The sequence below is a fragment of the Moritella sp. 36 genome, from assembly GCF_018219415.1.
Lineage (GTDB): Bacteria > Pseudomonadota > Gammaproteobacteria > Enterobacterales > Moritellaceae > Moritella.
This window is the reverse complement of record NZ_CP056120.1, coordinates 3,747,162-3,771,142: the sequence shown is the minus strand read 5'-3', so window position 1 is coordinate 3,771,142 and position 23,981 is coordinate 3,747,162. Positions and strand designations below refer to the sequence as shown.

18 protein-coding genes and 1 riboswitch are annotated in these 23,981 nt (G+C 39.9%); of the genes, 9 read left to right on the top strand and 9 right to left on the bottom strand.

From position 1 onward, the window contains the following. Positions 1 to 77: 77 nt before the first annotated feature. Entirely contained in the window at positions 78 to 1,415 is a 1,338-nt protein-coding gene (locus tag HWV03_RS16635) for a sphingomyelin phosphodiesterase (protein ID WP_211676905.1), read from the top strand. A 72-nt stretch (positions 1,416 to 1,487) separates the two neighbouring features. Here HWV03_RS16635 and HWV03_RS16630 read toward each other — a convergent pair whose 3' ends face one another. The 5 genes from HWV03_RS16630 to HWV03_RS16610 all read right to left on the bottom strand — a co-directional run bounded on the left by HWV03_RS16630 (position 1,488) and on the right by HWV03_RS16610 (position 9,878). After that, a complete protein-coding gene (locus HWV03_RS16630) occupies positions 1,488 to 2,672 on the bottom strand; it encodes an MFS transporter (protein ID WP_211676904.1) in 1,185 nt (394 codons plus the stop codon). A gap of 102 nt (positions 2,673 to 2,774) precedes the next feature. After that, on the bottom strand, positions 2,775 to 3,965 hold the full coding sequence (locus tag HWV03_RS16625) for an MFS transporter (protein ID WP_211676903.1): 1,191 nt from the start codon (positions 3,963 to 3,965) through the stop codon (positions 2,775 to 2,777). Continuing rightward, positions 3,931 to 5,901 carry an IucA/IucC family protein gene (locus HWV03_RS16620; protein WP_211672603.1) on the bottom strand — a complete coding sequence of 657 codons (1,971 nt, stop codon included), beginning with the start codon at positions 5,899 to 5,901 and terminating at the stop codon, positions 3,931 to 3,933. Before HWV03_RS16620 ends, HWV03_RS16625 begins: the two co-directional genes overlap by 35 nt. Further along, entirely contained in the window at positions 5,898 to 7,700 is a 1,803-nt protein-coding gene (locus HWV03_RS16615) for an IucA/IucC family protein (protein ID WP_211676902.1), read from the bottom strand. Before HWV03_RS16615 ends, HWV03_RS16620 begins: the two co-directional genes overlap by 4 nt. Positions 7,701 to 7,745: 45 nt before the next feature. Further along, positions 7,746 to 9,878 (bottom strand): TonB-dependent receptor, encoded by a 2,133-nt coding sequence (locus tag HWV03_RS16610; protein ID WP_211676901.1) that lies wholly within the window; start codon positions 9,876 to 9,878, stop codon positions 7,746 to 7,748. Positions 9,879 to 10,559: 681 nt separating this feature from the next. Here HWV03_RS16610 and HWV03_RS16605 point away from each other — a divergent pair. The 3 genes from HWV03_RS16605 to HWV03_RS16595 are packed head-to-tail and all read left to right on the top strand — an operon-like array spanning position 10,560 to position 13,482. Further along, the gene (locus HWV03_RS16605) at positions 10,560 to 11,660 is read left to right on the top strand and encodes an ABC transporter substrate-binding protein (protein WP_211676900.1); all 1,101 of its coding nucleotides are present in this window, start codon (positions 10,560 to 10,562) and stop codon (positions 11,658 to 11,660) included. Beyond that, positions 11,657 to 12,706: a FecCD family ABC transporter permease gene (locus HWV03_RS16600; protein WP_211672599.1), complete on the top strand. Its 1,050-nt coding sequence runs from the start codon at positions 11,657 to 11,659 to the stop codon at positions 12,704 to 12,706. Before HWV03_RS16605 ends, HWV03_RS16600 begins: the two co-directional genes overlap by 4 nt. A gap of 14 nt (positions 12,707 to 12,720) precedes the next feature. Continuing rightward, the gene (locus HWV03_RS16595) at positions 12,721 to 13,482 is read left to right on the top strand and encodes an ABC transporter ATP-binding protein (RefSeq protein ID WP_211676899.1); all 762 of its coding nucleotides are present in this window, start codon (positions 12,721 to 12,723) and stop codon (positions 13,480 to 13,482) included. 226 nt (positions 13,483 to 13,708) lie between these two features. Here the strand turns inward: HWV03_RS16595 and HWV03_RS16590 are convergent, their stop codons facing one another. Next, positions 13,709 to 14,011, bottom strand: a complete 303-nt coding sequence (locus HWV03_RS16590; RefSeq protein WP_211676898.1) for a DUF496 family protein — start codon at positions 14,009 to 14,011, stop codon at positions 13,709 to 13,711. Between the two features lie 224 nt (positions 14,012 to 14,235). On the opposite strand from HWV03_RS16590, the gene HWV03_RS16585 reads away from it, so the two are divergent. The 5 genes from HWV03_RS16585 to HWV03_RS16565 all read left to right on the top strand — a co-directional run bounded on the left by HWV03_RS16585 (position 14,236) and on the right by HWV03_RS16565 (position 19,199). Continuing rightward, positions 14,236 to 14,814 carry a VOC family protein gene (locus tag HWV03_RS16585; RefSeq protein ID WP_211676897.1) on the top strand — a complete coding sequence of 193 codons (579 nt, stop codon included), beginning with the start codon at positions 14,236 to 14,238 and terminating at the stop codon, positions 14,812 to 14,814. A gap of 58 nt (positions 14,815 to 14,872) precedes the next feature. Continuing rightward, a complete protein-coding gene (locus HWV03_RS16580) occupies positions 14,873 to 16,717 on the top strand; it encodes an ABC transporter ATP-binding protein (protein ID WP_211676896.1) in 1,845 nt (614 codons plus the stop codon). A gap of 19 nt (positions 16,718 to 16,736) precedes the next feature. Then, positions 16,737 to 17,171, top strand: a complete 435-nt coding sequence (gene msrB, locus HWV03_RS16575) for a peptide-methionine (R)-S-oxide reductase MsrB (RefSeq protein ID WP_211676895.1) — start codon at positions 16,737 to 16,739, stop codon at positions 17,169 to 17,171. Positions 17,172 to 17,310: 139 nt separating this feature from the next. Beyond that, on the top strand, positions 17,311 to 18,855 hold the full coding sequence (locus tag HWV03_RS16570; RefSeq protein ID WP_211676894.1) for a protein adenylyltransferase SelO: 1,545 nt from the start codon (positions 17,311 to 17,313) through the stop codon (positions 18,853 to 18,855). A 59-nt stretch (positions 18,856 to 18,914) separates the two neighbouring features. Continuing rightward, the gene (locus HWV03_RS16565) at positions 18,915 to 19,199 is read left to right on the top strand and encodes a hypothetical protein (RefSeq protein WP_211675888.1); all 285 of its coding nucleotides are present in this window, start codon (positions 18,915 to 18,917) and stop codon (positions 19,197 to 19,199) included. 105 nt (positions 19,200 to 19,304) lie between these two features. On the opposite strand, the gene HWV03_RS16560 is transcribed toward HWV03_RS16565, so the two are convergent. From HWV03_RS16560 to HWV03_RS16550, 3 genes are all read right to left on the bottom strand, one after another. Continuing rightward, complete coding sequence (locus HWV03_RS16560) at positions 19,305 to 20,660, bottom strand: cadherin repeat domain-containing protein (protein ID WP_211676893.1); 1,356 nt, start codon at positions 20,658 to 20,660, stop codon at positions 19,305 to 19,307. Continuing rightward, on the bottom strand, positions 20,661 to 22,688 hold the full coding sequence (locus HWV03_RS16555; protein WP_211676892.1) for a TonB-dependent receptor: 2,028 nt from the start codon (positions 22,686 to 22,688) through the stop codon (positions 20,661 to 20,663). A gap of 112 nt (positions 22,689 to 22,800) precedes the next feature. Beyond that, positions 22,801 to 22,933, bottom strand: a riboswitch (cobalamin riboswitch). A 483-nt stretch (positions 22,934 to 23,416) separates the two neighbouring features. Further along, positions 23,417 to 23,980, bottom strand: coding sequence for a xanthine phosphoribosyltransferase (locus HWV03_RS16550; RefSeq protein WP_211676891.1), 564 nt, complete (start codon positions 23,978 to 23,980; stop codon positions 23,417 to 23,419). Between the last annotated feature and the right edge of the window lies 1 nt (position 23,981).

Sequence of the window (23,981 nt, the reverse complement as noted above, 5' to 3'; positions counted from 1 at the left end):
ATTGATCGAAAGTGAAACAATAAATCAACATTTGAATTAGTTTATTCAATTCAATTCAATTCAATAAGGTAAAGAATATGATTAAAAGGATTTTAACATTATTTCTAGCTACCAATATGGCATTATTTTGTGCAAATGCCTGGGCAGAAAGCGATATATATTTAACTAATAATACGCTTCAAACAGTAACGTTAAGTATCAAACAAAGTGGCCATCATTTAAATGAAGGTGAGCATTGGAGACAACTCGCATACTCAGTGCCTCCGTTAGCAACCGTTCGCTATTTAAATTTGAATCGTAATCAGGGCATTGTATCGGGTGATGACTATTACTTTGATACAACTGTTACGGCCGAAGATGGTAGCAGTACCACTCTTAAACAAAAATTAATTGGTACTTGGACTTTTAGTAATATTTGGCACGGTGCTAATAATTCCTCTTGGTATGATGATCGGGGTATTTATTCTGTTAACCAAGATTTTATAGGTGAAAATACAACTATCGCTTTTAAGGCAGAGTATGCATCCCCCACTGGGGATGATTTTTATTATATCATTCATCCTAAACAACCAAGTGCATCGCGTGGTTTAAACAATAATCTTAATGTATTGGCTTACAATGTGTGGGCGTTAATACCAGGTTTTGCATCTCATAGCGTACCTGAACGTTTAAATCAGCTTAAACATAAAATAAACGGTTATGATGTCATTATATTTTCTGAATTATTTGACAATAGTAACCGAAAAATATTTTTAGACGGATTAAGGGCTGAGTATCCTTATCAGACTCAAGTCGTTGATAAACCAGGCTTCGAAGATGGTGGTGTATTAATTGTGAGCCGTTGGCCAATTGAAAAAGAAGTGCAAATGACTTTCGATGAATGTGATAAAGAAGATTGTTTGGCTGCAAAAGGGGTTATGTATGCCAAAATTAATAAGGGAGGAAATCCTTACCATGTTTTTGGTAGCCACACTCAGGCATGGGCAAACCAAGACAATCAAGAAACACGTGTTAAGCAATTTACTCAAATGCGTGAATTTATTGATAATCAATATATTAGTGGGGCAGAGCCAGTCATTATTGGGGGCGATCTTAATGTTGATAAGAATAAGTATCCGCATGAATATGACAAGATGTTAAGTATTCTTGGTGCGGAAGAGGTGCTAAGAAACGGTGGCTATGAGTATACCTATGGCGGTACTGTCAATAACTGGGCGAGCGGTGGAAACGAAAATCTAGATTACGTCTTATATTCAAATTCACATTTGGCTCCAGTGTCGTCGTCGTCTAAAGTACTCGTTCCGCGTAGTCTCCATGCGGATGTATTTACAAAATATGATCTTTCTGATCATTTTGCTATCACAGGTAATTTAACATTCGATACGCCTGAAGGTGGTAAAGACACCGCTGATTAGTCCTGCACATTCATGTAATCGGTTACTTACTTTTGATAAAAGGCCATCACGTTAAAGAGATGGCCTTCTTTCTTAAACAGTTTTTTTACTAACGCTTGGTTCAGACGTGTACTTTACTGGCACAAAGCGGCTCAGTATTAAAGATAAACAAGCAATAGCGGCACCTGCGTAAAATACTAATGACGGATCATATAACCAGATCATGCCAAAAATCACCGGGATAACTACGGCAGCAATATGATTAATAGAGAAACTTACGCCCATGCTCCCTGCAATGTCTTTCGGATCAGCGATCTTCTGGAAATAGGTCTTTAATGCAATAGCGACTGCAAAGAACAGGTGATCAATAATATACAGCACGGCGGCAAACTCTGCTGACTCTACTAAGGCGTAACCAATAAACACAAAGATAAGTCCGGTATATTCGAATGTTAATGCGCGACGCTCACCTACACGTCCAATCCATGCGCCGATTTTAGGCCCTAAATATAGATTAATAACATGGTTAAGCATGAATAGCGCGGTGATCTCTGGAACACCGTAACCGAATTTTTCAACCATTAAGAAACCAGCGAAGACGACAAATATTTGTCGGCGAGCACCCGCTAAAAACGTCAGCAAGTAATACAAACTGTAGCGCTTACGCAAAATGAGTTTCTTGTGTTGTACATGCGTGTTTTGGGTTTTAGGCTTATGTGTTGCTAACCATGCAGTGATCGCTAACCCGAGTAATCCAAATGTCACATATACGGTAATATAGTCAGCCTTAAACACACTGAACGCCAACCAGATAGCCGCAAAGGTAAAGAGGGCTGCAAATGATTTCACCGCGAGTAGTCTACCCAATTGCGCAGGTGCTTCGGTTTTACTAAACCATTGCAGACTTAATGATTGGTTGATGGTTTCGTAATAATGGAAGCCCACAGACATAAGTACGGTTGTGGCATATAAGCCATAAACTGAGGGGAAAAATCCCGTTATCGCCACACCAATCGAGAGTAAGGATAAGGCTATAATAGCAAAAACTTGTTCCTTTAATATCAGTAATACAAACGCTGCCGTGAAAGCAAGTAACCCTGGGATCTCGCGTATAGATTGTAAGGTACCGATTTCGGCTCCAGTAAACGCGGCATTCTCTATAGCAAAGTTATTCAGCAGTGCGTTCCACGCCGAAAAGGTCATCGACATGACAATACCGGCAAGGGCGAGAAAGACGAAAGGGCTGTCTTTAGAGAGTGATTTAGGTAATGGCTTCATGATGATTTACTGCTAATTGGCTGAGAGACTGTTAGATTAGCATTGTTATTGTGAAAATAAAAAGACCATCATGTTGAAATTATGGTCTTTTTTAGTGTGATTTTAATTTTCCTTTTTATCTTTATTTTTATTTTTAGCGCATATGGCGATCAAAAGAATCATAATCATGTAAGTCACTGCAATCATTGAAAACCCTTGATTTATCGCTAAAAGACTTATACTAATCGCACCAACTCCAATACCTATTAATGCGCCAAGCTTGCTCGCACTGTGGCCCATACCGATACTTTTGCCAATGTCATTTGTCGTCACTAATTTTCGTAACTGCATAAATAACAACGGTAAAATAGCGGCAAGAAAAATACCCCATATAAAGCGTAATAAGCCTGCCAGTAGCAAGCTTTGTTCTACAAAACTAAAGGCAAATTGTGATAGACCTGCCATGGTACAGATTAAAAGCAGACTGTTTTTTATTTGTTGATTATTGGCTCGGTCAAAGTATCGTCCCCAATAAGGAGCAAAGAGTAAAATAGCGAAGCCGGTTAATCCGTATAGCATGCCGATTTGAAATGAACTTGCTTCTAATACGTCTTGCCCATAAATGGCAAAAAAGCTACTAGGCAAACGTTTAGCAAGTTGTGCCAATGCTAACAAACAGAGTAAAACGGGGAGACTAAAAAGAGGAGGTGAAATAACTCGCGCTGTAGACTTCCCCCTCGCTTTGTTAACTGGACCATTTTTATCTTCAGGTAATAACAAGGCGACGGCAAAAAATACCAGCAAGCAACTGACGGAGCCTAATGTAAACACGCTATTGAACCCCCAGTAATCGATTAGCATTCCGCCTAAAACGGGTCCTAATAGCGTACCGGCGGCAACAGATGATTGTAGTTTACCCAAAATCTGACCTTGTTCTTGTGTCTTACTGGTTCGTAAGGCATAGGCTTGCATTGCAGCAATCGACCCTGCGCAAACCCCTTGTACAAAGCGGATCAAACAAACCCATTCCACTTCTTTCACATAAAGTAATAAACATTGTGATAGAGCTAAAACAAATAGTGCTCTTAATATCATATATTTATGCCCTATACGATCACCTAATTTCCCCCAGACTGGCGCGCTAAACATGGCTCCTAATAGAGGTAATATATAAATGAGGGCAGAAAATACTGATAAGCTGACACCTTGGCTCTGTTGAGATAAAATAAGTGGCCAAAAAGGGCCACTCATTTCCATCGAACCAATCGCGATTATTTGACTAAACCACAGTAAACGAATCACATTGGTTGGCATCTAGTACCGCCTCCTGACTTAAAGGATTCAACAATGCCTGATAGTTATATTCATTGTTATTGGCTAATCTCATTAAAGTGAAACGTTTCATTTGCCAAGGTTCATTTAATAACGCTTGATATTCTTGAGCCCACCATTGCGCTGGCGCATTATGTTTAGTGTGCTCGAAAATAGTAGCAATACGTTGATAAGCCATTTTCCAAGCCTGTGCTTCATCAATATAACCCCGCACGACCAAGTGGTTAATTAACTCTGAAAGATGACAAATAAATACCGCGTGTAATAGTTTATTTCTGACATCTTGTTTGTCATTACTGAGTACACTTTTATCTTGATGAAACTCAAGTTTTTCACCACTCGAGATAAATGTGTTTTGGTGTGCTCTAAAAGCCCCAAAATCTCTTAACAGTAATGATTGTGGTAGGCCATTATCATTAAAAATCATCATGGAATTTTGCTGATGAGCCTCTAGGCTAATGCCAAAGCGTAAATATACTTGTAGTACTGGCGTCAGCAACACATCAAGATAAGTTTCTAAAACGGACGCGATAGAAAGTTGATTGCTTTGGGCTATCTCTGCAAATAAAGAGTCCGAACTCGGGGTGTCAGCCATGAGCGTCGCAACAGGTACGGCAACCTCATTATCGATTAACTTTTCACGGGGGTTCTGACGAAATAGCACCGAAAAGTATTTGCCATATTTTTCTTCTCTGTATTTATCGCCAGCATAATGTAACCCTGGTGTTTCGCGCATAACACGTAATTTACAGCCAATCTCAGGGTACTTTTCAGCAATGGTCTCTAAAAATTGGCTCACTCTTGGTCCCATATGGCAAGAACGATTGGATAAAACGCGTTCCGCACTGGTTAGTCGCATTGCGATCGGCAGTTTTATATGTGGGTAAGATTCTGAGTTTTCAGGTACTAAGGTACGAAAAGACATCGTTGGACCACAGTTTATTTGTGGTCCTGAGTCGAGTAGTAATAAGTCCTGCTTCACAATTAAGTCTGCAAATACTTCGGGTAAAAAGCTATCGGCCTGGAATGGGTGTACGGGCACAGGAATATAATCATTCGCGTCGAAGCCCTGCGTTGTTAATGCTATTTTCCAGCGTTGTTGCCATTCTGGATATTGTTCGGCAAACCATTCTTGATACTGAGACTGTTGATAACCCTCGATGGAGAATAAACCGATTTTGACTGCAGCGAGACGTACTGCAACATTCGCTTGAAACTCGGGTGACATGGTTAATACTTGCTGTGCCGTTAGGTCTTGTTTACATTTTACACCGGGGTGGATCGGGTGACCGACTGTTCCCCATTGCTCTAGTAGCAAGCAGTTATTATTTTGTCCATTTAAGTTTTTAACCCAAGACCAGAAGCTCGCATACCCAGTCTGTATTCTTTGTTGTTCTATTTTTTGTCCCCACACGAGACGATAGCTTAAAAACAAAGCGTCGTTTAACATAGAATTCAGCAACTCATGTGCGAATCGCTGTACTTCTATTAAAGAGTAGTTTGTACAAACCTGTAATAGAGCCAATAGTTTAGTCGGTTCGTCCAAGACGTAAATAAGCTGATCATCTTCGTGTAAGGTTAATCCTGTAAAACCTTCCAGAAAGCCATAGCGCACCTGTTCAATGTTTTCTATTTTTAAGGTTAACGGCGTATTATTGATGCGTAAATAAGCATTGTTATCAGAAAATTGTAGGTTTTCTGGTGCATTAAAGATACCTTCTCGCAACATCGACTTACATAATGTGACTAAACAGCGTCGCTGTGCATTGGTAAATTGTGCGCGTATATCGACGACCGATAATTGCTTTTCTTGCAGCGTATCATCCTGCAGCTGTGAAAACCATAATTCACTAAGCTGCGCGGATTCTTGATTTATTTGCTGATAGGTATACGCTAGGCTTTGTTGATAGTGATTCATACTTTTTCCTTCACTTTAGTTGGGATAACACGAGGAAACCCTAAAGGATTGGGGAAATCAGTGTATTCAGCTTGTTTATCAGCGCGTTTTAAAAATCTTGTGATCAAGTTTGCTTTATTAGGGATCGCTTTTCCTGCTAATAAATCACCTAGCTTGTTAGCTGCAAATTCACTGTCGCTTTGAGCTAAATACTGTTGAATCGTTAAACGTACTTGATGCCAAAGTCGCGCTTCAAGTACCGACTCTCGTCTAGCGATGCAGAAAATCGCCTGCACAATATTGTTAATCAATAAGCAATAAGCGAGGCGATTCCAGCATTTCTCTTGATCGTATAACACACTACTACTTGCCTTTTCACTCATGCTTGAGAGCTGTTGGGCTTGCCACGTTTGCTTATTGAGCTTGGTACCTTCTAAATCGCGGATCCAAACACCTGCCACTAAGTCTTGCTCTAGTTTGATTAAAATATTTTGTAGGTGCGGCTCAAACACTAACCCGTGTTCAAACAGGGCATCAAACATGCTTGGCAATAATGCATCAAGGTAACTTCTAAACCATAATAAACTGCTTTGTTCGTAGCTCATTTGATTGCGCTGTGAAAGATGCCAAATATGGGTTTTTACATTACTTTCCCCCGATACACCTTGGGTGAAGAGAGAGCCAGCTAATAAGATGTTTTGCTCTCGTAATTCAGTTGGATTTTCACGAAATAGAACCCCGAAACCTTCTTCTATTTGTACTCGTTTTTCTGCATCTAATTCATCAAAATCAAGAGTCAAACAACCAGGCTCATGCATGATTTTAAGACCTGGGTATTTTTTTTCTAATTGATTAAAGTTAGGTGTTAATAGTTCGGTTAACTTAACTGCGCTTTCAAGTTCGTAATAGGCATTTTTACGTACGCAATTTGTGATGCGGACATTGAGGGATCCTTTAATAAAAAAATCCAATTCTGGATTATATAAGGTACGTAGCGATGACGTTGCTGTTAGTTTTTTTCCGCGGACACCGAGATCAATTAATAAACCTTGTTCGATTAATTTTATAATTACATCCTGTTTTAGCAGGTATTTTGCCTGCCAAGGATGCACAGGTAATAATGCATAATCAGGCGGTAAACTATCATAGGTAGCTGAAAAATCACGTAATGTGTCATCACTCAAACCTGTGCCTAAACGTTTCACTTTGTCGCTCTTTGCCGCGAAATAATGTAACTGAAAGCTAGCGCGTAATTCTGGGGAGTAATCTAGTATATCTTGCTGACTAAAACCTAGGCGTGATTTGGCCGCAGGGTGAGTGGCATGACCGAGTAATAATTTAGATTCTGATTCAAGATAGAGGTTTGTTGATTCTTTTGATCTTTTTCTATTTAATAATAAATAAGCTAATACTTGTTCACTATTATTCATTTGTGCTAATAATTCATCATTAGCATCGGTATTAAAACGACTCGCAAGATCGTTTAACAGTATAACTTGTAACTCATCCCAGTCTAATTCCTGTTGATCTTGGGTATTATTTTGAAATAAAAAATAAGATAAATAACGGTATTGGTAACTTTGTGACTTTTTATCAACCACACATATTAATTGTCCATCATGTAGGTCGATGTTTAATAAAATCCCACCAGTTTCTTGTAAGCTTTGAAAAATACTGTCGGGTAAGTTAATGATATCTTCTGGGTAAGAAAGTGCGCCTTGTGGTCCAGCTACTTCACGGCAAAAACAATTTAAAAAACCACGTAGAGAATAGATTTTTGCAAGATTTTGGTGCAAGATTTGATCGTAACTTTGTATCATATTTGTTCCTTAATAAAAGTGGCTTACCAGCCACTTTTAATTGAATTACCAGTCAAGGCTGTAGGCAAGACCAAAGACACGTCCAATACCTTTTGCATATTGTGCATCACGGTTTCTGAACTGTGATTCGGCAGTGTAATAATCGTGGTTAAATAAATTTGCCACAGAGAAAGTGACTTGACCTACTGGCATCTGATAACGGCTAACAAAATCAACAACGGTGAAAGATTCTACCTTGCCTTCGGCGTATTGACGTTTAACTTTATCGCTCGGGTCAACATCGGCTGCTGCATTGTTATCTGCAAATTTATCTCGATTTCCTGAATAAAGTACATCTAATTGGTTATGCCAATTTTCGCTCGTTTGATTTGATATAAATGCGGTGATTTTAGTGGGAGGAATACGTTCGCCAGTTAGGTAATCGTCATAATCCCCATTGTCTTTAGAGTCTGACTTTCCTTCTTGCCAGCTAAATGTACCGCCAGTGTTCCAGTCATTACTGATGTTGTAATTCAAGGCTAGCTCTATACCATAGATTTTTTCTGGTTCACGTTTAGGGCTGAAATTAGTATCGTTGGCATCACCTACAAAACGTAGGCCTAAATCAGAAGTGTTATAAAATACGGCAATATTCGCATCAATATTTTGCCATTGGCTTTTGCTACCAATTTCATAGTTTTTCACTCGTATTGGTTCAGGGTTTAGTAACGCGACGCTACCTGCGCCACCATCACGTAAAATCCTGCCAACATCAGGTAAAGAGAAACCTTCCGAATAAGAAGCGTAAACAGAGTGAGTATCGCTAATAAGATAGGTTAAGCCGGCATTATAAGTGGTTGCAGAATAGCTTAAATCACCACCAGTGACTGTATCGCCTTTATTTTTTCCAAAATTCACTTGGAAGGTATCAATATCTAAATCAAAAAGATCATAACGCGCGCCAAAACGTAAGATCCAACTGTCTGTTAGTTGTAAACGTACATTCGCAAAAGGGGAGATAGTTTGTTGTTCGAGATTAGGTGACCAAAGTCGGCCGTCTGTCATATATTGGCCTGCTTTTTCCTGTGCTAAATCAGTGCCCCAAAAAACAGAACCATTAACAAAGCTTTCAAATTCAGTATTTACAGTAAGGCGTAGGCCTAATTTGTCTGAATCGGTTACAGACTGCGCTTTGTTTTTAGTATTGTATTTATTTGTTGCCTTGCTGCCTTGCGCGTACGCCTGCAAGGTTAACTGGCTGCCCATTAGATCATCGTGGTGATATTTACTGTTAACCGACCAATTTTCATTCTCTTGTCCGATCGCATTTTTCTCAGGCCCATCGCCCTGTGTCGCTTTGTCTTTACCGTACTGGCCATTAACCGTGTGATAATTATTTTCTTGTGCTAAGCGTGAGGTGATTACTGATAACTCTACACTTTGATTGTCATCTAGATAATGGACTATTTTCCCGTATAGGTCGTAGTCTTCAGAATCACTGACCCCACCTTGACCATGCGGACTGACTGGGATTGCATCACCTTCTGCATCATAAAATAATCCAGTGCTGGCATACTTTGCTGAAGCAATATAGCTGGTGTCTTCGCTCGCAGCACTAATCTGTTGGAAAATATCAGCGGATGCGCTTTTACTAAAGTCTTCACTTTGTGCATGTGTTGACACTTTAGTTGTGAAGGCAAGTGCTTCTGATGAGGCTCTACGAGTAATAATGTTGATAACACCACCTGCTGCACCTTGGCCGTAAATTCCTGTAGGCCCACGTAATATTTCCACTCGTTCTACCATATCAGGAGAAATATTGACTAAATCTCGTGATGAGCCTCTTAATGAACCTGATTGCGGTACGCCGTCAATTAACACTTGTATCTTACGACCACGAATCGTTTGGCTATAATTAGACATACTTTGTGAGCTAGTTGCCATACCGGGTACCGTTTTAGCTAAGATTTCTCCTAAGCTAGTGGCGTTGGATGACAGGCTTTCTATTTGTTCTCGGTCAACAATAGTGACTGAATTGGGCAGGGTCAAATTTTGTTCTGGATTGCGGGTGGCCGTGATTACCGTATATCCAAGATTATCTTCTTGTTGGGTAATCGACGTCTCTGCTAAAACTTGTTGACTCATTAACAAAGAAATTACAATGATGTTTAATTTAAAAGGGGTATTTGTTACTAACATTATGTCTCCATACATTTTGTTATACAAGTAGATAATTATTATCTATACACGCTATTACTGTCTTTATTCATCGGGATAATATAACTAAATCCGAGGTATTATAAATACATACAACTCAAATGCAAATCATTATCATTACTATGTGTTATTTTATCGAGAGAAAATGGTTATATAAATCACTTAGAGTGAACATTTTGTTTTTTATTACCAATTCTCAACACTTCTTAAGTGTGGTCAATTTTTGATACAGATATTATCCGTTGAATATCATTAAGAAAACCCAGAACTAGACACCGACTTTATAAACAGAAAACGTAAATTTGCTTTCTTTATCAAGTATCTTTCTTGATCATATGTATATGTTTTAATTATCTAATAGTAGTAAATGAAAATTATTGTTATTTGCGTTTACTACTTGGTGGTTATGTAGTAAATTTGCAACGTTTAATTTAAAGGCGCTAGGATAATGAATGTAAGATATGGAAATATGTCGAAGCTAAGTTATTAGCTTGACACTTTAGGTGCACAATATTGTAGCTTTAAGGTAATACTAGAATGATGGTGGTGCTAGATTGAGAAGCAACCTGCTGATAATCAAGGTGCGCCATTGAACTTATTGCTTACTTATAGTAATTAATTTAAATAGTTATGCATTCAAATAAAGGGCGATAACGTTAATTAATGAGACGGCTTATTTTGCTGATTTTTTTAGTTTTACCTAATGTAGGTAAGGCTTTTGTGGTTTCAGACCTGAGCGGCAGACAGGTCATATTCGAGCAACTACCAAAGAATATAATTCTTTCTGAAGGGCGTATGATGTACTTGGTGATGGCGCTGCAGCCTCAGAATCCAGGACATAATATTCGCGCTATGGCTGATGATCTGGCTAAAGCCGATCGAGGCACTTGGCAAAAACTCACTGAGTTGTATCCATCATTCCTTAATAAGCCAACTGTGGGGAGACCTAACACTGGTCAATTTGACGTTGAGCAAGCCTTTAGCTTAAATGCAGACTTAGTCATATTTAGTCTTAATTATCGGGAAAGTTTACAGCAATCGGAAACATTAAACCGTCTTGATGCTTTGTCTATACCCTATTTATTTATTGATTATCGCCATGATTTAAGTAGTAACCTTTTACCGAGTATGAACATTCTCGGGAAGGTTTTAGGGCGCCAAGCGCAGGCACAAAAGTTCTCTAGTTTTGTGCAAAAGCAATTGGATATTGTCGAACAAAGGTTAGCGGAAAATAAATATAAGCAACCCCTAGTATTACTTGAACGTGCAGCTGGAATTAATGGTCCGGCTTGTTGCCGCATTTTTGGTCAAGCCAATTTTGGTGCATTTGCTGAGATGGCTGGCGGAGAAAATTGGGGCAGTAGCAAAACCTCGGGTGTTTCCGTGGATTTAAACCCGGAAACTCTGCTGGTAGAAGATTTTGATATCATTATCGCCACAGCAGGTGACTGGTCCCATAAAAAACAGAGTATTTCTCCGCCACTGGGTTATTCGGCGCAGCAAGCACTGGTCGACTCAGGTATGCAAGCCTTAGTACAGCGAACTGGTTGGTCACAAATGCCAGTGGTAAAAAATAAACAGGTATATGTAATATGGCATCAATTTTATAACCACCCGGGTTATTTTGTCGCTATTCAGATGATGGCTAAGTGGATGCACCCGAGCTTGTTTACCGATTTGAATCCACAGCAAGTTTGGCAAGAATATCATAAGCAGTTTATGCCATTTCAATCTTCAGGCATTTTTTGGAGTCAATTACCGTGAGCAGTTCTCAGCTTGTTATCACTCAGCAGCATTTTTTCTATCGTCGCCAGCGTTTAATTAAGTCATTTATTTTATTGGCATTAAGTGTTTTATTAGTATTTAGTTTTATTTGGGATTTAAGCTCAGGGCCAAGCAGTTATGGCTTGCTTGAGGTCGGTGCCTGTTTAGTGGACTGCCCAGATCCTAAATTAGATTTAATTCTGTGGCAAATACGCATGCCCATCGCCCTGATTGCTATGTTGGTGGGGGCCATGCTGGCTTGTGCTGGTGCGCAGATGCAAACTATTTTAAATAATCCGTTGGCAGATCCCTTTACCCTCGGGATCTCTGCCGCCGCCGCCTTTGGCGCTGCTTTAACTTTTGTTCTGGATTGGGCTGTGTTGCCTGTTGCTGGCATATACATCGTATCGGTTAATGCGTTTCTATTTGCCATGCTCAGTGCTTTGGTGTTGTTTGCCATCAGTAAGATGCGGGGCGTGGGTTATCAAACCTTGGTATTAGCCGGAATTGCCTTGATGTTTAGCTTTAATGCCTTGTTAGCTTTTTTACAATACATCGCCAGTGAAGATGCCTTACAACAATTGGTCTTTTGGACCTTAGGGTCTCTTGCACGGGCCAGTTTTGAAAAAGTAATGATTTGTCTTGTGGTATTACTCAGTATGTTGACCTTTTTTTTCTGCTACCGAGACCAATTAACTGCGTTACGTTTTGGTGATGAACAAGCCAGGAGTATGGGGGTTAATGTGGATAGGTTACGTTTATTTTCCTTGTTGGCTTGTGCGTTATTAGCCTCGGTTGCCGTGGCATTTGTTGGCACCATAGGTTTTGTCGGTTTAGTGGCCCCTCATATAGCACGTTTATTACTCGGTGAAGACCAACGTTTTTTCCTACCTGGCAGTATTTTAGTTGGGGCGAGTCTATTATCGCTAGCTAGTGTCCTTAGTAAATTAGTAATTAGTGGTGCTTTGTTACCCATAGGTATCACCACATCCTTGATTGGTATTCCTTGTTTCTTCATTTTAATTTTTACAATAAGGCAGAAATAAAAATGGCTTTATCAATGTCAAATATCAACCTTAGTTACGGTAAAAAGAAGGTCTTAAATAACCTTAATATAGCAAGTGTTAACCGAGGCGTATTAACGGCATTAATTGGCGCGAATGGTACGGGGAAATCGAGCTTGTTTCGTTTGATTGCAGGTATTACCAAAAACCGTAGTGGAAAAATAATGCTAGAAGGTCAGGACCTCGATCGAATACCTAGCAAACAGCGTAGTTTAGCGGTTTGTTATGTGCCTCAGCTAACGGATTACCATATTCGCTTGACGGTTTTTGAAGGCTTAATGCTTGCCCTTAATCTAGCATCTGAATCAATAAATCAACAATCGAAAGAGAAAAAAGTCAGTGATATTATGCAGCTTCTTAATATCAGTGATTTAGCTAATCAATTTTTAGCGGATTTAAGTGGTGGTCAAAAACAACTCGTGGGCATTGGTCAGGGCTTGATCCGTAATCCTGATGTATTGCTTTTAGATGAACCTACCAGCGCCTTAGATTTATCGCGGCAGCTGCAGGTAATGATGTTATTAGCTGACTATATAAAACAGCATAATATGCTGTGCATTATAGCCATTCATGACTTAAATTTGGCTAGTCGCTTTTGTCCGCAAATGATAGCGTTGCACGAAGGGGCTTGTTTTGCTCAAGGACCTACACCAGCTACTTTAAATTCTCAGTTAGCTGAGGACATGTTTAATATTAGGTTAAACAAGGTTGCTTCGAACTCAGGCTACGATTTACTCGATGCGCAGTATATCGCTTAGTATTACTTTCATTCTAATTTTAGATCTTTAGTTATTCGTGTGCGTTATTGTGTGGGATGTATTGGCAAGGGTACTTACGGAGACGAATTAAGCTGTGCATTAAGATAAAACACCAGACCTCGCAAGTGTACTTGTGTATCTGGTGCTTATCTCAATATTGATATCCGCTTATTAGATTTATTTAGGGCGCGGATTATCGTGTAGGTGTATGGCGTTCGATTTCTTCTTATTTTTCGTGAACAGCTTTTGTTATTGCTTTAATCTTTTTGCTAATTTCACGGCGCTCTTTAGATAGTTCAGCACCGGTAATGATGTGGTCATCTACACGGTCTTCATAATCTGACTTCATGTTCGCAATGATTTCAACAATCTCTGCTTGAGTCATTTCTGGTGTAAGATAATCAAGTAGATTATCAAGTAGATCGACACGTTTTTGGTTATCACGGATCTTTTTCGCGTTATCGAGGATCTCACGTTTTAGCTTGTTTTTACGACGAGCACTTTTTACTGCATCAAAAGCATTATTCATTTGTACACCCATATTGTATGAAGAGTTATGTAAATTGATGAAAAGCTATTAAAATAAATCCTCTTTAATTTAACAGGATAATGTCCTAAAAGCTCTGTGTTTTTGACCTAATTAGAGTCAACTTTCAAATTTTTGCACTAAATCAAGAATGGTTATTTTATAAACCGCGCAGTTAAAATGCGGCTTGTGTTATTATTACTTGATAACTTATTGAAGGAATTACCATGCAATATCAAGATCTAACTCAGCAGTGGCCTGCATTCTCTAAAGCGATTTTAGCATTCTCACATACACTTGGTTTACTTGAGCAATCAAATTTAAAAACTGATGCGTTATGGTGCGATCATGTCGCACTGCGGGTGAATGATATTGCAACAGCAGAGTCACTACTGGCTGAATTAAAACAACGTGGTAAGGTTATTTCTGACAGCATTATTAACGGTCGACCGATATATATAATAGTATTAGATGAGCCGTTAACGTTAGGTGATTGGCAGATTGATTGTGTCGAACTACCGTTTCCTGCCAAGCATTATCCCCAACAAGGTTGGGAACACATAGAGTTAGTGTTACCGGGTAATGCGACTAATATGGCAGAGTTAGAACTGGCATTACGTTTGATTAATCCAGATATTGATGCCTTATTAGCTAATGACAGCAGTATTAAAATTAAACGCTCAGCCCCACAAGTTGAAGGCGAAACATTAGCAAATCCTACGATTGCATTTAAACAAGGTGATATCTGCATCAAGGTACATAGCGAAGGCATTAAAGCTGTTGTTGCGAGTGAATCTACGGCATAATGTTGTAATTGATAATCATTCGCAACAGTATCAAGGTAAGTGTGGTTTTATATAAATTATGATAGAAGAAAATACTCAATTTAAATCGCAATCTCAGCAAGCACAGCAACAAAACAAAGGTACGCGGATTAGCTGGGGCTTGATCCGTCAACGTGTATTACGCCAAAAGAAACCATTAATTAGTGCCCATATCATTGCCGTTTTTGCCACCTTAGTCAGTGTCCCTATTCCGCTGATGATGCCTTTACTCGTAGATGAAGTATTGTTAGAAAAACCCGGTTCGGCGGTACAGGTAATGCAAAATATGTTCCCTGAATCGTGGTGGGGGCCGCAACTGTATATTCTGGCGATCCTTGGTTTTGTAGTGTTGTTACGCTTGTCTAGTTTAGTCTTGTCGGTATGGCAAGCGAGACAGTTTACGATCATTGGTAAGAATCTAAGTTTTTATATTCGTAATAAGTTAATGCACCATTTACCGCTGGTATCCTTAACCGAATATGAAACACAGGGATCGGGGGGGATCAGCTCTCGTTGTATCACCGATGTTGAAACTATCGATAAATTCTTAGCAGAGACCTTATCTAAGTTTCTAGTCAGTATGCTCACCATTATCGGTACGGCTGCGATCTTGTTATGGATTGATTGGCAGTTAGGTTTAATCATCTTATTGTTGAATCCAGCAGTTATCTATTTTTCTCGTTCGTTTGGTAAGCGGGTTAAAAACTTAAAAACACGTGAAAATGCCGCCTTTGAAGCATTTCAAGAAGCGCTAATTGATACCTTAGATGCAATCCAACAGTTACGTACAGCACAACGTGAGAAGCAATACTTCAGCCGTGTTATTGATGCGGCGAGTGAGTTACGCCATAGCGCGATCCAATCACAATGGAAAACCGATGCGGTTAACCGTTTAAGTTTCACTATCTTCTTAATTGGTTTTGAAGTGTTCCGTGCGATCGCTATGTTGATGGTCGTTTTTGCTGATCTGACTATCGGTCAGATCTTCGCGGTATTTGGTTACCTGTGGTTTATGATGGGACCAGTACAAGAGTTATTAAGTATTCAATATACCTACTTTGCAGCTTCGGCGGCATTGAAACGATTAAATGGTGTGTTTGAGTTAACGCAAGAGCCACAATATTCGTGTGTGGTGGACCCGTTTGCGAGTCAAGATGGGGTTGCTGTAGAATTCAAAGACGTGTGTTTTGCTTACAATAGTGAAAACAAAGTGATTCGTAATGTAAACTTAGTGATCCCGAAAGGTAAAAAAGTCGCGATTGTTGCGGTGAGTGGCGGCGGTAAGTCAACACTGGTGCAGCTGTTATTAGGTTTATATGAGAAACAACAAGGCGAGATCTTAATTAACGATGTGCCGCTAAACCAGATTGGTTATGATAAAGTACGTGAGAATATTGCCACGGTATTACAGCAACCTATCTTGTTTAATACCTCGATACGTGAAAACTTATCTATGGGTAATCGTTTTACCGATGATGAATTATGGCAAGCGCTACAAGTTGCCGAAATGGCAGAAACAATTAAACAACTGGGTCATGGATTAGATACCTTAGTCGGACGTAATGGTGTGCGTCTCTCTGGTGGTCAACGCCAGCGTTTAGCGATTGCGAGAATGGTATTAAGTAAACCACAAATGGTGGTCTTTGATGAAGCAACATCGGCATTAGATACCGAAACCGAAAGTCGTTTACACCATAACCTTAGCGAATTTTTAGAAGACAGAACGACATTAATTATTGCCCATAGACTCAGCGCAATTAAACAAGCTGACTTGATCTATGTGCTCGACGATGGCGAAATAAGCCAGTCAGGACAACATCATGAATTATTACAGGTTGAAGGGCTTTATCAAACATTGTACGGCCGCTTACAATCTACTCATTAACCGTGAGGATAAAAAGAGTATGAAGAAAGAAATAAAAAACACAGATAAAAGCAGTATTAGAGTGACTAAAACTGATGCCGAATGGCAAGCTGAGTTAACGGATGAAGAGTTTCACGTGTGCCGTAAAAAAGGCACAGAGCATCCTTACACGGGTACGCTGTTAAACAATGAGACGGTGGGTGTTTATCACTGTAAATGTTGTGGTAATGAATTATTTACCAGCGATAGCAAGTTTAATTCGGGTTGCGGTTGGCCAAGCTTTGATAAAGAGATCAAGTCGGGCGCGGTGGTCTATACAGAAGATAATAGTTTAGCCATGCAACGTATTGAAGTGACGTGTAGTCACTGTGACTCTCACTTAGGGCATGTATTCCCCGATGGGCCAACAGAGACGGGTCAACGTTTTTGTATTAACTCAATATCAATGGGTTTTAAAGCCGATAGCAAAGACTAGGTCGTTAAGCTAGATCGCGAAAGCAATCGTCACAAAATAGTCGATGAAGCATATACCCAAGTTGTTGTTAGGTGTTGAACACAATACCATGCAATAATTTGGGTATATTTATATAAAGCCTTAACCGCAGGGATAATCCGTGAGCATCGTTAATAAGCCAGTAGACAGCCATGAACAAACCGATAGGCTTGATAAGCTGACAAGTATTGATTCACTGAACTGTGATAATCACTATGCGACGTTGCCCGCACATTTTTATAACAAGCAAATGCCAGATGGGATCAGTGACCCGAAAATGGTCAGCCTAAACCCGCAAGTATTAGCCTTGTTAGATTTAGATAATGCTGTTGCTGATAGCGATGCATTACTGCAGCTATGCTCTGGTAATTATCTACCAAGCTGTTTCGCCCCCCTGGCAATGAAGTATACCGGTCATCAATTTGGTCACTATAACCCTGATCTCGGTGACGGTCGTGGCTTGCTATTAGCGCAAGTTAAAGGTAATGATGCTCGTGGTGATAGTAACAATCACACGACTTGGGATCTGCATTTAAAAGGTGCAGGCCGAACGCCTTATAGCCGTCAAGGTGATGGTCGCGCTGTATTGCGTTCAAGTATTCGCGAGTATTTATGCAGTGCGGCAATGCAGGGGTTAGGTATTCCAACTACACAAGCATTAAGTGTGGTTGTTGGTAGTGATACGGTGATGCGCGAGCAAGTTGAACAAGCCGCCATGGTCGTGCGTGTTGCTGAATCGCATGTGCGTTTTGGTCACTTTGAACATTTTTATTATACCCAGCGTTTAGACGATTTGAAGCTGATGTTGGATTACACCCTAACCAAGCATTTCCCTGATGCCTTAAACGAAGAAGTACCTTACTTGGCGTTTTATAAGCAAGTGATGACCACTACCGCGGAGTTAATGGCACATTGGCAAGCGGTTGGTTTTGTTCATGGGGTGATGAATACCGATAACATGTCTATCTTAGGGCAAACCTTTGATTATGGCCCGTTTGCGTTTCAGGATAACTTCGATCCCGCTTATGTTTGTAATCACACCGATTATTCGGGTCGTTATGCCTTTAATCAGCAACCACAAGTGGGTTATTGGAATTTAATGGCGTTAGGTCGTGCCCTGACTCCGTTCGTTGATATCGATCCGTTAAATGCAGTGCTACAAACTTATGATGATATATTCTTAGCGAAATTGCGTGAGTTGATGCGTGGAAAACTCGGTTTACAACAAGTGCATGATACGGATGGTGAGTTGATTAAACACTTGTTGGAAATATTGGCCGGTAGCGCAGTGGACTATACCTATTTTTTCCGCCTATTAAGTGATTTTAATAGCGCTGAGGATACTGATAATAGCCTAATACGCGATCAGTTTATCGACCGAGAGGCATTTGATGCTTGGGCGGTGAAATATCAGCAGCGTTTAGTCTTAGAATCGAGCGTAGATGAGCTGCGTAAAGTGAGCATGAACCAAGTTAACCCTAAGTATATTTTACGTAATTACTTAGCGCAGCAAGCGATCACGCAAGCAACTGACTACGACTACAGCTTGGTGAATGAGTTACTTGAAGTATTAGCGGATCCGTTTGCCGAACACCCTGAGTTTGAAAAGCTCGCTGCATTACCTCCTGAGTGGGGACGCAAGATGGTACTGAGTTGCTCGTCATAGTTATCCCCTTATTGTTTACGTATTATATTTTCCGGTTTAGTTACCACAAGGATTTAATGATGAATTTAGATAAAGCAAAAAAACGTATTGAAAAGCTAGTTAAAAAAGGCTTTAAAGGTTACCCATTAGTATCGCTAGCGTACTTTGGTGAAACGAAGGATACTGCAACCGAAGTTGTTGTGACGTTCACGTTAGAAGAGGGCGCGGAACCACAAGCACAAAAATTTGTGAGCAAAAGTGACGCACGAGAAGATGAAACGATTCAATCCGTGCTTGTTAAAACAATCGAACGAACCAATGCGAGTACTGTCGCGCAAGTCGACGGTGTTTCGATTATTAAATAATGTATTAAGACTACATTAGTAAAACATGAATGTAAAAATGAGGGCCGATCATCAAATTTTCGGCCCTCGGAATATCTACTCATTGTAATACGAGTAATGAGTTAACTAGTTAAGAAAATGGATCACATTAGGGTTTAGCGTTGTTAACAATCGGTCGCCAACGAGTGTATTATCCACTGTATCAATAATATCAACTCCAGGTGTAGCTGGGTTGATCATGCTTAGCCATAAAAAGCCTTTTTTATCTAACCCTAGATAATTGATATGTTCATTACCTGTGCCTGCAACTTCGCTTTTAATAACATCGCCTGTTGTCGGGTTGAATTCATACAGGGTTGAGATTTCACCATAGACTGGCGTGAAGACAACTTTACCTGCATAAAAATAACCTTTGTTTGTCGATACCTGTACGCTTGCATTGATAAATTTACTTACATTACTGTCAATATCTGCTGCGGTCAAAATAGTACGCAACGCATAGGTACTTGGGTCTATCACTTCAATTCGACTGTTGCTAAGCGTTGTTGAAGCGTAAACATCATGAGTACTGACATAGACTTTACCGTCAGGGCCAGTCGATAGACTATTTTTAAGCGGATTTATCCCTTTAAGTAAAATACCTTTTAGGTTATCACTGGGTGCTGAATTGGTTTCAATTTCGGTATTTGTCGCGACATCAAAAACGGCCACGTATGCTGGATTCGCTGAAAAAGAATCCGATAATCGCTGCATGGTGATAAATAGTTTGCCCTGACTGATGATCGCGGCTGCAGGGCTTGGCGTACCACTACTATTATCAGCAGGAACATAAGCAGAGAGATCTATTTCATCAATTTTAAAACTAGCGAAGTCTTTTGCATTTGGATTTACAATCCATACTTTTGATGAACCATAACGGATTAAATAGGCTTTGTTATTATTTGCAAAGACGAGGCTGTAAGGATTACGGCTAATAGAGTCTTTGCTGTCTTGAGTCGTGAATGACCATGCTGGATTATTATAATCTTGAGCGGCGTACTTATCGATTGTATCAATACCGTAACGACCAATATGGTAAATATCACTGTTGTTGGTAGCCAGTGTGTAATCAGATTTAGTCTTACTGTAATAAGGGCTACTCACTTGTTGATTAGCCGAGTCTAAAAACAGTACTTCGGAACTGATGTAACTCGGATCGACAGTCTGCACGACTGCTGATGCAGCTGGCTTATGAATAACGGGATCAGTGTCAGTGTCAGTGTTACTATCAGTGTTAGTATCAGTGTTAGTATCAGTGTTAGTATCAGTATTAGTGTCAGTATTAGTGTTAGTATCAGTATTAGTGTCAGTATTAGTATTAGTATTAGTATTAGTGTCAGTATTAGTATTAGTATCAAGATACGTATTATCACAACCTGACAGTAGTGCGATGCTGACTAACAAGGTGAGTGTAAATAGGTATTTTTTCATTGCGGTTAGCATTTATATTTCCTTTATTGCTATTTTAAATTGGATATTTCGACCTTGCGCTGGTCTGTTGGCGAGATCCTGATATTCATCATCGAACAGGTTGTTTATCGCTAGAAGCGAGGTGTAACGTCCCTTTTTCCAACCCAGTTGTAGGTCGGTTGTAAAACGATTAGCAGGGTTTTCAGTATCATTACCGACGCTGTTAAAAACATTCGCACGGTTAAAATACAGCTCATTGTCGATATTGCTATTGAGGTTAACCTGCCAATGTTCTGTGATGGCATAGCCTATACCTGCGCTATATTGCTGATGATAAATACCCGGTAGTCGCTTGTTGTTATAAGCTGTGTATTCTGATTGGCTATTACTGTCGATAAGGTTGGCTTGCAGCATCAATGACAGGTCGCTACTGACTCTATAGTTGGCTTGTAACTCTAATCCGGTTAATTCAGCATGGTTGACATTAGCGTAGCTACCGACGTTACTTGAATTGAAAATAGCGACAATAGAATTAACTAATTGTTGATGATAGACAGCACCTGTAAACGACACGTTTGAGTAACTGAGCGTACTGCCCAGTGATAAGGTTTCAGCCTCTTCAGGTTTTAGGTTAGGGTTGCCTTTAAAGCTGCCTCGATCACCAAACATTTCAAATAGCGTTGGGGCTCGAACGCCATTACTCCAGGTTAAAAATGCCGAAAAATCAAAACGGTCATCAACGACTGTATTGAATTTATTTGGTTGATAAGTAATACCGAATTCTTGGGTTGTATAATCTTGTTTATCGACGTGCTTAGTGCCGCTTTGATTCAAAACAGAATTTGTATTTTTCTCTTGTGATTGGCTGATTAATACATAGGGAATAAGTGCAAGCTGTGTAATTGGCCATTCTAAGCGTGAACCATAGTTAAGCTGAAGCTGACTCGCCGTGACATCACAGCTGTTAATCCCGTTACAAGGTGTTATTTTCCCTTTTAAAACCGTCGTAGATTCGAATGTTTGATGGTTGACGTTGATAAAGGGAGTCATGGTCAAATCACCGATATTCAGCGTCGGCTTTATACTGGTAAAGCTTTTCACCGTTTGGTAATTTGAACGCTTGTTCATGACGCCTATCGGTTGCTCTAAATAGATCTCATCAGTGAATTGTGTGTACGCTTCAAATTCAATCTGTTCTAACCAAACATTGGATGATTGCCAGTTATGTAAATAACCAAATCGCCAACTGTCGCTACTTATTTCACTGGCGTTTTCTGGTGAATTATTTTGATAATTAGCCAACTCTTTACGTTGTTCAGTGTATTGCATATTAAATCGCAATAGGTGCTGGCCGATATAGATCTCACTATTGAGATGCAGCGTATTTTTGCCGTAGGCGTTGTTGGCAAGTTTTTCTTCTGCTGAAACCGAAGGGTTTGTGAAGCTTTGTGGTACCAAGTAGTCGTAATTATTTTCACTTTGTACATGGCTAAATCCCGCGGCAAGGCTGTAGTTGGTAAACCGTTTGTTCGCCGTGATGTTCACTTCTCGGTAGCCAAATGAGCCAGTCGCGAGGCTCATTCGCGCACTGTCTATTTGAGGATTGTAAGTATTAATGCGGATCACGCCACCAATGGGAGTTGATCCTGTGCCTAGTGCCTGACTTTTGCTAATTTCAATACTGTCGATTTGTTCTGTTGGCAGCTGGTTAACATCAAAGCCGCCAAACTGACTATCGTTAATAAGCTGTCCATCGATATATAGCTGCACTTGCTTGCTACTTGAACCGCGGACAGATACGGATGCTGGATTACCTAAGCCACTGATTTGTCGGATCTGAATACCGTTAATTTTTTGGAGTAGATCACCAAGGGTTTGTGATGAGTCAATAAAATCTTCACGATATAAAATCTGATAGTTTGGTGTGTTAAGCGCATTGAGATCCGTTTCTGCTGTCGCGGTTACGACAGTCGTCTCTGTGGTATTCTCTGCCTGTGCAGAGGATAAATGTAGCAGTGATAGGCACGCCGCTAATACGGGTGTTGGTCGTCGAAATAACATGGGTTCCCCAATGATGTTGGGGATGGCAGAATACAAAAAAACCATGTATGTGTTTATTGCCAAAAAGCAAAACAGAATAGGATTTTTCTATTCCGCTATCGCCCTCCGCAATACGGTAATATTTCAATAGGCCGGTATCGGGCTCTCAACATTCGTTGATTACCGTTGCGGGGGCAGCGTTGGTTTCACACCAAACTTCCCGTTTAACTCAATCCTTAATTGCGATCACACGCTGTTTAATATTGAGCACCTACTGTAAGTCGCGGCACTTTAATGATAAACAATAATAAAAGCAACGCTGTTAACAATATAGATATGCAGTTGCATAAATTTTGTACGACTCATCAAGCACTAAGGTATTTAAAGTCGAATTGGTCATTGTGATCATCGTACTCGGCATCACCTGGGTAATGGTTATTATCAATCGACGGTTACCCTTAAGGCTGGGCTATGCTGTTTGTACCAAATGGTAAATCAGTGAGGGACCAATGTTATGCATTTTATGCATTCAGGGTGAACAATGGAATTGTCGTATACAATGAAGTATCTAGAATTGAAGACGGGTGTTAGTTTTATTCGCGCTATTTCATTTGATGATTTTCTGGTAAAAAATAAAAATAAAAATAAAAATAAAAATAAAAATAAAAATAAAAATAAAAATAAAAAGGGGAGAAACACATGTGGTTTCTCCCCTTTCGTTTATTTTATACTAGCTAACAGCTATTTTGTTAAAAATGAATGCCGTTCTCTAGTGAACTAATACGTGCTAATGACAAGGTATCAATGCCTTTTTCTGCCAGCATTGCTGCGCCACTTTGGAACGACTTTTCGAATAAGATACCGACACCGACTAATTTAGCTGTGGTTTGCTCAAGAATCGCTAGCGTCCCTTCAACCGCATTACCGTGTGCTAATACATCATCAATAAATAATACGCGGTCATTGTCATTAATGTGTTCAACATTGCAGTTCAATTCGTATGAGGTATTTTTAGTAAAGCTGAATACGTTAGTCGTTAGTACATTCTCTGGATCTAACATGCTACGCTTTTTCTTCATGACCACTAATGGCACATTGAGTTTTAAAGCCACCAATGTCGAGATCGCAATACCACCGCTCTCAATCGTTAAAATACGGTCGATCTTAGCATCTTGAAAGTGGATCGCTAATTGTGATGCACACCAGTCTAAAATCTGAATATCGATTTGCTTTGTTAAAAAGCTACTAGCGTCTAGCGCTACGTTCTTTACTGATTTTCCGTGTTCTAAAATCGCTTTTTCTAATAAATTCATG